The organism is Vibrio sp. A1-1 (genome assembly GCF_021728175.1).
In the GTDB taxonomy this organism is placed as follows: domain Bacteria; phylum Pseudomonadota; class Gammaproteobacteria; order Enterobacterales; family Vibrionaceae; genus Vibrio; species Vibrio diabolicus.
This window is the reverse complement of record NZ_JAKKCL010000027.1, coordinates 17,665-31,385: the sequence shown is the minus strand read 5'-3', so window position 1 is coordinate 31,385 and position 13,721 is coordinate 17,665. Positions and strand designations below refer to the sequence as shown.

Sequence of the window (13,721 nt, the reverse complement as noted above, 5' to 3'; positions counted from 1 at the left end):
AAGTTCGTGAACTTCTATCTGAATACGATTTCCCAGGTGATGACCTACCAGTTATCCAAGGTTCTGCACTAGGCGCACTAAACGGCGAAGAGCAGTGGGAAGCGAAAATCGTTGAACTAGCTGAAGCGCTAGATACTTACATCCCTGAGCCAGAGCGTGCGGTAGATCAGCCATTCCTAATGCCTATCGAAGACGTATTCTCAATCCAAGGTCGTGGTACAGTAGTAACTGGTCGTATCGAGCGTGGTATCCTAACTGTAGGTGACGAAGTTGCTATCGTAGGTATCAAGGAAACAACTACTACAACATGTACTGGTGTAGAGATGTTCCGTAAGCTTCTAGACGAAGGCCGTGCAGGTGAGAACGTTGGTGCACTTCTACGTGGTACTAAGCGTGACGAAGTTGAACGTGGTCAAGTACTAGCGAAGCCTGGTTCAATCACTCCACACACTAAGTTCGAATCAGAAGTATACGTACTGTCTAAAGATGAAGGTGGTCGTCACACTCCATTCTTCAAAGGCTACCGTCCACAGTTCTACTTCCGTACAACTGACGTAACTGGTGACATCCAGCTACCAGAAGGCGTAGAAATGGTAATGCCAGGTGACAACGTACAGATGACTGTTGAGCTAATCGCACCAATCGCAATGGACGAAGGTCTACGTTTCGCGATCCGTGAAGGTGGCCGTACAGTAGGTGCTGGTGTTGTTGCTAAGATCTTCGACTAATTCATAGCGAATTAGCGATGCTTTCGGAAAATCTTGAATTAGATTTGACGAACCAGTAGCAAAAAGGGCATCATTTGATGCCCTTTTTCTGCACTCAACATTATTTTTGCTGTTTTCTTGTTCAGAAGTGGGTTGGGCGCAGAGCAAGATTAAGCAAAGATGCTTAATCTTAAGAAGAGTACGCTGATTTTTTCAGCGATATGGAGTTTGCCCTGCAACAGCGGGGTTGTTGTCGTCTATATTAAGACTTGTAACAGGTTGGTTTTATGAAAGCAAATAATGCTGAAACTCCTGATAGCTCAAACGCAGCAGATACGTTTAAGTGGTTAGCCGCTTTCGTATTGGCAGCTGCCGCTGTTGTGGGTAATTACCTGTATGGTGAAATGTCTGTAGTGGTTCGTGCTGCAGGCGTTGTTGTTCTTATTGCAGCTGCCTTAGGCGTTGCAGCAACAACGACTAAAGGTAAAGCAGCGATCAGTTTTGCAAAAGAATCGCGTATGGAAGTACGTAAAGTTGTTTGGCCTACTCGCCAAGAAACCATGCAAACAACACTGATCGTTTTAGCTGTAAGTATTGTAATGGCTCTAGTGCTATGGGGTATTGACGGAATTATGGTTCGTCTAGTAGCTCTAGCAACTGGGGTATAGAGGGTTTTTATTCATGAGTGAAGCTCCAAAAAAACGCTGGTATGTGGTTCAAGCCTTCTCTGGATTTGAAGGTCGTGTAGCTCAATCTCTGCGCGAGCATATCAAAATGCACGGCATGGAAGAGCTATTCGGTGAAGTACTGGTTCCTACTGAAGAAGTAGTAGAAATGCGCGCGGGTCAGCGTCGCAAATCTGAGCGTAAGTTCTTCCCAGGTTACGTCCTTGTTCAGATGATTATGAACGATGAATCATGGCACCTAGTACGCAGTGTGCCGCGTGTCATGGGCTTCATTGGTGGTACCTCAGACCGTCCGGCACCTATCACGGATAAAGAGGCTGACGCGATTCTTAATCGTCTTGAGAAAGCGAGTGAAGCGCCTCGTCCACGTACAATGTACGAAGCGGGTGAAGTGGTACGTGTTAACGAAGGTCCATTTGCTGACTTCAACGGTACTGTTGAAGAAGTGGATTACGAGAAGAGCCGCCTGAAAGTGTCTGTCTCGATCTTTGGTCGTGCGACACCAGTTGAGCTTGAATTTGGTCAGGTTGAAAAGCTGGACTAAGACTCTTCGTTAAAGAGTATAAAAAATCACCTTTTTAGGGTTGTATAAGGCGCGGATTATGACTATAATTTCGCGCCTTTTTACTTCAAGTGAAGTAAAAAGTTTCTTACACAAACGGGGAGCTGATCCGCGATTAGCGTTTGTACCCAAACTTAGGAATTATCATGGCTAAGAAAGTTGAAGCTTACATCAAGCTACAAGTTGCTGCTGGTATGGCTAACCCTAGTCCACCAGTAGGTCCTGCACTAGGTCAACACGGTGTGAACATCATGGAATTCTGTAAAGCGTTCAACGCAAAAACAGAATCTATTGAGAAAGGTCTACCAACTCCAGTAGTTATCACAGTATACAGCGACCGTTCTTTCACGTTCGTAACTAAGACTCCACCTGCTGCAGTTCTTCTTAAGAAAGCTGCTGGCGTTAAGTCTGGTTCAGGTCGTCCAAACACTGAAAAAGTTGGTACTGTAACTGACGCTCAAATCCAAGAAATCGCAGAAACTAAAGCTGCTGATATGACTGGTGCTGACATCGAAGCGATGAAGCGTTCTATCGCTGGTACTGCTCGTTCAATGGGCCTAGTGGTAGAGGGTTAATAAGATGGCAAAACTAACTAAGCGCATGCGCGTAATCCGCGAAAAAGTTGACGTAACTAAAGAATACGAAATCAACGAAGCTGTTGCTCTTCTTCAAGAACTAGCGACTGCGAAATTCGTTGAGTCTGTAGACGTTGCTGTTAACCTAGGCATTGATGCTCGTAAATCTGACCAGAACGTACGTGGTGCAACTGTACTACCTCACGGTACTGGCCGCGAAATCCGCGTTGCAGTGTTCACTCAAGGTGCTAACGCTGAAGCAGCTAAAGAAGCTGGCGCAGACATCGTAGGTATGGAAGATCTTGCTGAGCAAGTTAAGAAAGGCGAAATGAACTTTGACGTAGTTGTTGCTTCTCCAGATGCAATGCGCGTTGTAGGTCAACTAGGTACTATCCTAGGTCCTCGCGGTCTTATGCCAAACCCTAAAGTTGGTACTGTAACTCCTAACGTTGCTGAAGCAGTTAAAAACGCTAAAGCTGGTCAGGTTCGTTACCGTAACGACAAAAACGGCATCATCCACACTACTATCGGTAAAGCAAACTTCTCTGCTGAGCAGATCAAAGAGAACCTAGAAGCACTTCTAGTTGCTCTGAAGAAAGCTAAGCCATCTTCAGCGAAAGGTACTTTCCTGAAGAAAGTAAGCATCTCTACTACTATGGGTGCTGGTGTTGCTGTTGATCAGGCTAGCCTGAACACTCAAGCATAATTTATTTGCTTAGGCGCAAAATTAGTGTATAATTTTGCGCCTAATATTTGTGGTTGGGGCTGAACTTTGGTTCTTTGAACTGTCTCCTAGTTCGAAATGAATTAAGACCCAGTCTCCGTCCAAGACCGTAGGTGTTTGTGTAAAAGCAAACTTAATTATCCTACGTAGATGGTGCCCGAACTGACAGAAAGCTCTATGTAATATAGTTAACTTTCTTCTGGGGAAGCACCTCAATAGCTCTCACTGTCGTGATGATAGTGAGTGGTGTAACGACAACCAGGAGTAAATCCAAGATGGCTTTAAACCTTCAAGACAAAAAAGCAATTGTTGCTGAAGTCAACGAAGCTGCCAGTGGTGCACTTTCTGCAGTTGTAGCTGATTCTCGTGGCGTTCAAGTTGGCGCGATGACTTCTCTACGTAAACAAGCTCGTGAAGCTGGCGTTTACATGAGAGTTGTTCGTAACACTCTTGCTCGTCGTGCGGTTGAAGGTACTGAGTACGAGTGTCTAACTGACACTTTCACTGGTCCTACACTAATCGCATTCTCTAATGAGCACCCAGGTGCTGCAGCGCGTCTTTTCAAAGACTTCGCTAAAGAGAACAAAGATTTCGAGATCAAAGCTGCTGCTTATGAAGGCGCTTTAACTGACGCTGAAGTACTAGCAACACTACCAACTTACGACGAAGCAATTGCACGCCTAATGATGTGCATGAAAGAAGCTTCGGCTGGCAAGCTGGCGCGTACTATCGCAGCTATCCGCGATCAAAAACAAGAAGCAGCGGCATAAGCCTTGCTTTTTACTGGTTGCTTAATAAACTTATTGTTGACTTAAAAGAGAATTGTTATGTCTATTACTAACGAGCAAATCCTAGACGCAGTTGCAGAAATGTCTGTAATGCAAGTTGTTGAACTAATCGAAGCAATGGAAGAGAAATTCGGTGTTTCTGCTGCTGCTGCTGTTGTAGCTGGCGGCGCTGCTGGCGGCGAAGCTGCTGCTGAGCAAACTGAATTCGACGTAATCCTAGAAGCTGCTGGCGGTAACAAAGTTGCTGTAATCAAAGCAGTACGTGGCGCAACTGGCCTAGGTCTTAAAGAAGCTAAAGCTCTTGTAGACGGCGCTCCAGCACCTCTTAAAGAAGGTGTTGAGAAAGCAGAAGCTGAAGCTCTTAAAGCTCAGCTAGAAGAAGCTGGTGCAACTGTTGCTGTTAAGTAATTATTGCATAGTTTCTTAGCCTAACGGCTAATTGGCTGGTGGTTTTTTAACCACCGGCCTTTTTGCGCTGTAGGGTATAGGCGAATTTTCCCGCTGTTTAAGCGCCTGATATCCATGCAAAAAACATTTCATTCTTACGAAATGAAATGTCACTACAGTAAACAGCTATATTAGTCACTGTCCCTTACCCCCCTTAAGTAACTAGGAGCGGGCGGACAGTTTGGGTCACTTATCAGCGAGCTGAGGAACCCCATGGTTTACTCTTATACCGAGAAAAAGCGCATCCGTAAGGACTTTGGTACTCGTCCACAAGTTTTGGACATTCCATACCTGCTATCGATCCAGCTCGATTCGTTCGACAAATTCATCGAACAGGATCCTGAAGGTCAATACGGTCTTGAAGCCGCTTTCCGTTCTGTATTCCCGATTCAGAGCTACAACGGCAATTCTGAGCTGCAATACGTTAGCTACCGTCTTGGTGAGCCAGTTTTTGACGTTAAAGAATGTCAAATCCGCGGTGTAACTTACTCAAAGCCACTACGTGTAAAACTACGCCTAGTTATCTTTGATAAAGACGCGCCAGCAGGTACTGTAAAAGACATTAAAGAACAAGAAGTCTACATGGGTGAAATTCCACTCATGACAGACAATGGTACCTTCGTAATTAACGGTACCGAGAGGGTTATCGTATCCCAGCTGCACCGAAGCCCAGGCGTGTTCTTCGACAGCGATAAGGGTAAGACCCACTCTTCAGGTAAAGTTTTATACAACGCACGTGTTATTCCTTACCGTGGTTCATGGCTTGATTTCGAGTTTGATCCTAAGGATAACTTGTACGTTCGTATCGACCGCCGTCGTAAGCTACCAGCATCGATCATTCTTCGTGCACTAGGTAAGTCGACAGAAGAAATCCTAGATCTCTTCTTCGAGAAAGTGAACTTCGAAGTGAAAGACCAAACTCTATTGATGGAGTTGGTTCCAGATCGTCTACGTGGTGAAACTGCGTCATTCGACATCGAAGCGAATGGTAAAGTTTACGTTGAGCAAGGTCGTCGCGTAACAGCTCGTCATATCCGCCAACTAGAAAAAGATGGTGTTGATCACATCGAAGTACCAGTTGAGTACATCGTAGGTAAAGTTGCATCAAAAGATTACATTAATGAAGCAACTGGCGAGATCATTGTTAACGCTAACCAGGAAATCAGCCTGGAAGCACTAGCGAACCTATCTCAGGCTGGCCACAAAGCGCTAGAAGTTCTATTTACGAACGATCTAGACCACGGTCCATTCATGTCAGAAACGCTACGTATCGACAGCACGGTTGATCGTATTTCTGCATTGGTAGAAATCTACCGCATGATGCGCCCTGGTGAGCCGCCAACAAAAGAAGCTGCAGAAGCTCTATTCGAAAGCCTATTCTTCTCTGAAGAGCGTTACGATCTATCGACTGTTGGTCGTATGAAGTTCAACAGCTCAATCGGCCGTGAAGATGCTCAAGAGCAAGGTACACTTGATGAAACTGATATCATCGAAGTGATGAAGAAGCTGATCGCGATCCGTAACGGTAAGGGCGAAGTGGACGATATCGACCACTTAGGCAACCGTCGTATCCGTTCTGTAGGCGAAATGGCTGAGAACCAGTTCCGTGTAGGTCTAGTACGTGTTGAGCGTGCAGTTAAAGAGCGTCTAAGCCTAGGCGATCTTGACGCAATCATGCCTCAAGACTTGATCAACGCGAAGCCAATTTCTGCGGCAGTTAAAGAATTCTTTGGCTCTTCACAGCTTTCACAGTTCATGGACCAAAACAACCCGCTATCAGAAGTAACGCACAAGCGTCGCATTTCTGCATTGGGTCCTGGCGGTCTAACTCGTGAACGTGCTGGCTTCGAAGTACGTGACGTACACGTAACTCACTACGGTCGTCTATGTCCTATCGAAACGCCTGAAGGTCCAAACATCGGTCTGATCAACTCTCTATCTGCGTTTGCGCGTTGTAACGAGTACGGTTTCCTAGAGACACCATACCGTCGCGTTGTAGATGGCGTAGTAACAGACGAAGTAGATTACCTATCTGCAATCGAAGAAGGCCAATTTGTTATCGCTCAGGCGAACGCTAAGCTAAACGAAGATGGTACTTTTGCAGATGAGCTGATCACAGCTCGTCAGAAAGGTGAATCTGGTCTACACCCTCGTGAGCACGCTCAGTACATGGACGTTGCGACAAACCAGGTTGTATCTATCGCTGCATCGCTTATCCCGTTCCTAGAACACGATGATGCGAACCGTGCATTGATGGGTGCGAACATGCAACGTCAGGCAGTTCCGACACTGAAAGCTGACAAACCGCTTGTTGGTACTGGTATTGAACGTAACGTAGCCGTTGACTCAGGTGTAACTGCAGTTGCGAAACGTGGTGGTGTAATCCAGTCAGTAGATGCTTCTCGTATCGTTGTTAAAGTAAACGAAGAAGAGCTAGTACCAGGTGAAGCTGGTATCGATATCTACAACCTGACTAAATACACACGTTCTAACCAGAACACATGTATTAACCAACGCCCATGTGTGATGCCAGGTGAACCTGTATCACGCGGTGACGTGCTTGCTGATGGTCCTTCGACAGACCTAGGTGAGCTAGCGCTTGGTCAAAACATGCGTATCGCGTTCATGCCTTGGAACGGTTACAACTTCGAAGACTCGATCTTAGTATCTGAGCGCGTAGTTCAAGAAGACCGCTTCACGACAATCCACATTCAAGAACTTACTTGTGTGGCGCGTGATACTAAGCTGGGCTCTGAAGAGATTACAGCTGATATTCCAAACGTAGGTGAATCTGCTCTGTCTAAACTAGACGAGTCAGGTATCGTTTACATCGGTGCTGAAGTTAAGGGTGGCGACATCCTAGTTGGTAAAGTAACACCTAAAGGTGAAACTCAGCTAACGCCTGAAGAGAAGCTACTACGTGCTATCTTCGGTGAAAAAGCATCTGATGTTAAAGATACTTCACTACGTGTACCTAACTCTGTATCAGGTACGATCATCGACGTTCAAGTCTTCACTCGCGATGGCGTAGAGAAAGACAAGCGTGCGCTTGAAATCGAACAGATGCAGCTTAAAGAAGCGAAGAAAGACCTAACTGAAGAATTCCAGATTCTTGAGGGTGGCCTTCTAAACCGTGTTAAAGCTGTATTGATTGAAGGCGGTTACTCTGAAGCGAAACTAGACACGACTGATCGTAAGAAGTGGCTAGAGCTAACGCTAGAAGATGACGCACTACAAACTCAGCTTGAGCAACTTGCTGAGCAGTGGGACGAGCTAAAAGCTGACTTCGATAAGAAGTTCGAAACTAAACGTCGTAAGATCACTCAAGGTGATGATTTAGCACCTGGCGTACTGAAGATCGTTAAGGTTTACCTAGCGGTTAAACGTCGCATTCAGCCTGGTGATAAGATGGCGGGTCGTCACGGTAACAAGGGTGTAATCTCTAAGATCAACCCTGTTGAAGACATGCCATACGATGAAAAAGGTCAGCCTGTAGACATCGTACTTAACCCACTGGGTGTACCTTCGCGTATGAACATCGGTCAGATCCTAGAAGTACACTTAGGTCTGGCAGCGAAAGGTATCGGTGACAAGATCAACCAGATGGTTAAAGAGCAGCAAGAACTAGCGAAATTCCGTGAGTTCCTACAAAAAGTTTACGACCTAGGCGACACTCGCCAGAAAGTAGACATTGCTTCTCTATCTGATGATGAAGTACGTACTCTGATCAAGAACTTGCGTGGCGGTCTACCAATCGCGACTCCTGTATTTGATGGTGCTCCAGAAGAGTCAATCAAAGCACTTCTTGAGCTAGCAGATCTACCAACATCAGGTCAGCTAACGCTATTTGATGGTCGCACAGGTGATGCGTTTGAGCGTCCTGTAACTGTTGGTTACATGTACATGCTGAAACTGAACCACCTTGTTGATGACAAGATGCACGCTCGTTCAACTGGTTCGTACAGCCTAGTAACTCAGCAGCCACTAGGTGGTAAAGCTCAGTTCGGTGGTCAGCGTTTCGGTGAGATGGAAGTATGGGCACTAGAAGCATACGGTGCTGCTTACACGCTACAAGAAATGCTAACGGTTAAGTCGGATGACGTTAACGGCCGTACTAAGATGTACAAGAACATCGTAGACGGTAACCACAGCATGGAACCTGGCATGCCAGAATCGTTCAACGTACTGTTGAAAGAGATCCGCTCGCTAGGTATCAACATCGAGCTAGAAGACGAAGAGTAATCCTTTCTCTCTTGATGAAAGTCGAGAGAATCAAAGCGATTATTTGGAAGAAGGTGCTCACTTTAGCGAGTGAGCTCCTTTTAACTCCTTACAGGAGCTGATTGTGAAAGACTTATTAAACTTTCTAAAAGCACAGCATAAGACCGAAGAATTTGATGCAATCAAAATCGGTCTATCTTCACCAGACATGATCCGTTCATGGTCTTTTGGTGAAGTTAAAAAACCTGAAACGATCAACTATCGTACGTTCAAACCTGAACGCGATGGTCTGTTCTGTGCGCGTATCTTTGGTCCAGTTAAAGACTACGAATGTCTTTGTGGTAAGTACAAGCGCCTGAAGCACCGTGGTGTTATCTGTGAGAAGTGTGGTGTAGAAGTTACACAAACTAAAGTTCGTCGTGACCGTATGGGCCACATTGAACTGGCTTCACCAGTAGCTCACATCTGGTTCCTAAAATCGCTACCGTCTCGTATCGGTCTACTGATGGATATCCCTCTACGTGATATCGAACGTGTTCTGTACTTCGAAATGTACGTAGTAACAGAGCCTGGTATGACTGATCTAGAAAAAGGTCAGATGCTTACTGAAGAAGAGTATCTAGATCGTCTAGAAGAGTGGGGCGACGAGTTCACTGCTAAGATGGGTGCGGAAGCTATCAAGGACCTACTAGGTTCTATGGATATGCACGCTGAAGCAGAACAAATGCGTGAAGAGTTAGAGACAACAAACTCTGAAACTAAGCGTAAGAAAGTAACTAAGCGTCTTAAGCTGGTAGAAGCGTTCATCGCATCGGGTAACAACCCAGAGTGGATGATCCTGACTGTACTTCCAGTACTTCCGCCAGATCTACGTCCTCTAGTACCTCTAGATGGCGGTCGCTTTGCGACTTCTGATCTTAACGATCTATACCGTCGTGTGATCAACCGTAACAACCGTTTGAAGCGTCTTCTAGAGCTCGCTGCTCCGGACATCATCGTACGTAACGAAAAACGTATGCTGCAAGAGTCTGTTGATGCGCTACTAGATAACGGTCGTCGTGGTCGTGCGATCACAGGTTCTAACAAGCGTCCTCTGAAATCTCTTGCTGATATGATCAAGGGTAAACAAGGTCGTTTCCGTCAGAACCTTCTAGGTAAACGTGTAGACTACTCTGGCCGTTCTGTAATCACAGTAGGTCCATACCTTCGTCTACACCAGTGTGGTCTTCCTAAGAAGATGGCACTTGAGCTATTCAAACCATTTATCTACAGCAAGCTAGAGACTCGTGGTCTTGCGACCACAATCAAAGCTGCTAAGAAGATGGTAGAGCGTGAAGAAGCGGTCGTTTGGGATATCCTAGACGAAGTAATCCGTGAACACCCAGTACTATTGAACCGTGCACCTACACTTCACCGTCTAGGTATCCAGGCGTTCGAACCAGTACTGATCGAAGGTAAAGCGATTCAGCTACACCCACTTGTTTGTGCGGCGTACAACGCGGACTTCGATGGTGACCAAATGGCGGTTCACGTACCTCTAACTCTAGAGGCACAGCTTGAAGCTCGTACTCTGATGATGTCGACAAACAACATTCTGTCGCCAGCGTCAGGTGATCCGATCATCGTACCTTCTCAGGACGTTGTATTGGGTCTGTACTACATGACTCGTGAAAAGATCAACGTGAAAGGTGAAGGTATGTACCTTTCTGGCCCAGAAGAGGCTGAGAAAGCATACCGCACTAAACAAGCTGAGCTTCACGCACGCGTTAAAGTACGTATTACAGAAACTGTTGTAGACGAAGACGGCAACAGCACTACAGAAACCAAGATGGTAGACACCACTGTTGGTCGTGCAATGCTATGGCAAATCGTGCCAGCTGGTCTACCGTACAGCATCGTTAACCAAAAGCTAGGTAAGAAGCAAATCTCTAACCTACTTAACGAGGCGTACCGTAAACTAGGTCTGAAAGACACAGTAATCTTCGCTGACCAAATCATGTACACAGGTTTCGCATACGCGGCACTTTCTGGTGTATCTGTTGGTATCGACGATATGGTTGTACCAGCAGCTAAGTACACTGAAATCGCAGAAGCGGAAGAAGAAGTACGTGAAATCCAGGAACAGTACCAATCAGGTCTTGTTACTGCGGGCGAACGCTACAACAAAGTTATCGATATCTGGGCATCGACCAACGACCGTGTTGCGAAAGCAATGATGGAAAACCTTTCATCTGAAACGGTAGTTAACCGTGACGGTGAAGAGGAACAGCAAGAGTCATTCAACAGCATCTACATGATGGCGGACTCGGGCGCTCGTGGTTCTGCAGCACAGATTCGTCAGCTTGCGGGTATGCGTGGTCTGATGGCGCGTCCAGATGGTTCAATCATCGAAACGCCGATCACAGCAAACTTTAAAGAAGGTCTAAACGTACTTCAGTACTTTATCTCAACGCACGGTGCTCGTAAGGGTCTTGCGGATACGGCACTGAAAACAGCGAACTCGGGTTACCTAACTCGTCGTCTAGTAGACGTTGCTCAAGACGTTGTTGTAACTGAACATGACTGTGGCACTCACGAAGGTGTCGACATGATGCCTCACATCGAGGGTGGTGATGTTAAAGTTGCACTTTCTGAGCTTGCTCTTGGTCGTGTTGTTGCTGAAGACGTACTAAAACCTGGCACTGAAGACGTTCTTATTCCACGTAACACCCTGATCGATGAGAAGTGGTGTCAAATCATGGAAGAGAACTCAGTAGATAGCATGAAAGTGCGCTCTGTAGTAACGTGTGATTCTGACTTCGGTTGTTGTGCACAGTGTTACGGTCGTGACCTAGCACGTGGCCACCTAGTGAACCAAGGTGAAGCAGTAGGTGTTATCGCTGCTCAGTCTATCGGTGAACCAGGTACACAGCTTACCATGCGTACGTTCCACATCGGTGGTGCGGCATCGACAGCAGCGGCAGAGAACAGTGTTCAAGTTAAGAACAACGGTTCTATCAAGCTACACAACGCTAAATCTGTACTAGCAGATGACGGTAAGATCGTTATCACTTCTCGTGCGACAGAGCTAACTATTATTGATGAGTTTGGTCGTACGAAAGAGAAACACAAACTGCCTTACGGTACGCTACTAAGCAAAGGCGATGGCGATACAGTTCAAGCTGGCGAAACAGTTGCAAACTGGGAAGCGCACACACTACCTATCATTACTGAGGTAGCAGGTCGCATCCAGTTCGTAGATATGATCGACGGCGTAACAGTATCTCGCCAAACTGATGACCTAACTGGTCTATCTTCAAGCGAAGTAACTGACCCAGCAGCTCGCCCTTCAGCAGGTAAAGATATGCGTCCAGCTATCAAACTTGTTGACGAGCAAGGTAACGATGTAATGATCCCTGGTACTGATATGCCAGCTCACTACTTCCTACCTGGTAAAGCGATTGTAAACATCGAAGATGGCGCAGCAGTAGGTGTTGGTGCGACACTAGCACGTATTCCTCAGAAGTCTGGCGGTAACAAAGATATCACCGGTGGTCTTCCACGAGTTGCTGACCTATTTGAAGCACGTAAGCCGAAAGAGCCTGCAATCCTTGCTGAGCACACAGGTACTGTGAGCTTCGGTAAAGAGACCAAAGGTAAACGTCGCTTAGTGATCACACGTGAAAGCGGTGAAGCTTACGAAGAGATGATTCCTAAGCATCGTCAGTTGAACGTATTCGAAGGTGAAAAAGTTGAACGTGGTGACGTGATCGCAGATGGTCCAGAGTCTCCACACGACATCCTACGTCTACGTGGCGTACACGCGGTAACGCAGTACATTGCTAACGAAGTACAGGAAGTCTACCGTCTACAAGGCGTTAAGATTAACGATAAGCACATTGAAACTATCGTTCGTCAGATGCTACGTAAGTGTACTATTACTCACTCTGGTGACTCTGAGTTCCTACCTGGTGAGCAGATTGAGTACTCACAAGTTAAGATTGCTAACCGTAACCTAGAAGCTGAAGGCAAAGAGCCTGCACGTTTCGAACGTGAACTACTAGGTATCACTAAAGCATCTCTAGCGACTGAGTCGTTCATCTCTGCGGCATCGTTCCAGGAGACAACTCGCGTACTAACAGAAGCAGCGGTTTCTGGTAAGCGTGATGACCTACGTGGTCTGAAAGAGAACGTAATTGTTGGTCGTCTGATCCCAGCTGGTACTGGTTTCGCATACCACCAAGAGCGTCAAGCTAAACGTTCTGAAGCGCAAGATGGTCCTTCTGCTGAGCAAGCAACGGACAACCTAGCGGCACTTCTAAACGCTGGTTTCTCTTCTGAAGAGTAAGCCATTTAACGAGTAATCGTTAGAAGCTTAAGAAAAAAGGCACCTTCGGGTGCCTTTTTAGTTTTTATCCTGCCTTTTTCTTCGAGAGGGTTCTTAGAGAAGGTAATAGTGATAAGGCTAGAAACAAAAAAGACCGACGATGATCGTCAGTCTTTTCTATCCTTCAGTCTCTGAATATTCGCAAACACTAAGCCCCTGGGGGCATAGACAGACTTTCTGCGATCTGCTGTATCAGATAGTCCTCGACTTCAAATCGAGTCTCAAGAATTTCGCCAATGAGACACATATCAGAATCGAAATCATCTAATTCATCATCTTCAGTAACTTCTGAGTACTTATCGTTAAAGTTCAATAGTGGTTCAGTTGTCAGGACTATTTGGCCATAAGTTTGATTGATCTCATTGGTCACGACAAAGCCAGTCGCTTTCCAGCGATCCATAACCATGTCATAGATTTTAAAATGGCCCTCGGAGATGTAATCAACGAGATGCTGACAGAAATCCTGCAATTCGGAAGGAGATGGGAGTTCAATAACATTGGTTTTCGAACAAGGTTGCAGTGCTGCAAGCTTACAATATTCAACAATCAGGGATTGTCTTGTCTCTAACCAGTGATCAATGACATCACTTGAGCCACCCCACTGGTCTTGTGTTTGTTTGAATTTTTTTAGCATGACCATGCCCT

Annotated in this window: 10 protein-coding genes; 9 read left to right on the top strand and 1 reads right to left on the bottom strand. The window is 46.1% G+C overall.

The annotated features are described in order from the left end of the window. The 9 genes from L3V30_RS23030 to rpoC form a co-directional block, all read left to right on the top strand. Positions 1-728: EF-Tu/IF-2/RF-3 family GTPase (locus L3V30_RS23030; protein WP_267136974.1), on the top strand; the 728-nt coding region annotated here is incomplete at its 5' end. A gap of 266 nt (positions 729-994) precedes the next feature. Beyond that, a complete protein-coding gene (gene secE, locus L3V30_RS23025; RefSeq protein ID WP_005397258.1) occupies positions 995-1,375 on the top strand; it encodes a preprotein translocase subunit SecE in 381 nt (126 codons plus the stop codon). Positions 1,376-1,388: 13 nt separating this feature from the next. Continuing rightward, positions 1,389-1,937 (top strand): transcription termination/antitermination protein NusG, encoded by a 549-nt coding sequence (nusG, locus tag L3V30_RS23020; RefSeq protein WP_005384681.1) that lies wholly within the window; start codon positions 1,389-1,391, stop codon positions 1,935-1,937. A gap of 164 nt (positions 1,938-2,101) precedes the next feature. Next, positions 2,102-2,530, top strand: a complete 429-nt coding sequence (gene rplK, locus L3V30_RS23015; protein ID WP_005384682.1) for a 50S ribosomal protein L11 — start codon at positions 2,102-2,104, stop codon at positions 2,528-2,530. A 4-nt stretch (positions 2,531-2,534) separates the two neighbouring features. Further along, positions 2,535-3,236, top strand: a complete 702-nt coding sequence (gene rplA / locus L3V30_RS23010) for a 50S ribosomal protein L1 (RefSeq protein ID WP_005384683.1) — start codon at positions 2,535-2,537, stop codon at positions 3,234-3,236. 293 nt (positions 3,237-3,529) lie between these two features. Beyond that, positions 3,530-4,024, top strand: a complete 495-nt coding sequence (gene rplJ, locus L3V30_RS23005; protein WP_005397270.1) for a 50S ribosomal protein L10 — start codon at positions 3,530-3,532, stop codon at positions 4,022-4,024. Between the two features lie 57 nt (positions 4,025-4,081). Next, on the top strand, positions 4,082-4,450 hold the full coding sequence (gene rplL, locus L3V30_RS23000; protein WP_005397273.1) for a 50S ribosomal protein L7/L12: 369 nt from the start codon (positions 4,082-4,084) through the stop codon (positions 4,448-4,450). Positions 4,451-4,702: 252 nt separating this feature from the next. Beyond that, entirely contained in the window at positions 4,703-8,731 is a 4,029-nt protein-coding gene (gene rpoB, locus L3V30_RS22995) for a DNA-directed RNA polymerase subunit beta (RefSeq protein ID WP_005397275.1), read from the top strand. A 103-nt stretch (positions 8,732-8,834) separates the two neighbouring features. Next, a complete protein-coding gene (gene rpoC / locus L3V30_RS22990) occupies positions 8,835-13,037 on the top strand; it encodes a DNA-directed RNA polymerase subunit beta' (protein ID WP_005397277.1) in 4,203 nt (1,400 codons plus the stop codon). A 187-nt stretch (positions 13,038-13,224) separates the two neighbouring features. Here rpoC and L3V30_RS22985 read toward each other — a convergent pair whose 3' ends face one another. Further along, the gene (locus tag L3V30_RS22985; RefSeq protein ID WP_031780615.1) at positions 13,225-13,716 is read right to left on the bottom strand and encodes an Rsd/AlgQ family anti-sigma factor; all 492 of its coding nucleotides are present in this window, start codon (positions 13,714-13,716) and stop codon (positions 13,225-13,227) included. Positions 13,717-13,721 lie beyond the last annotated feature (5 nt).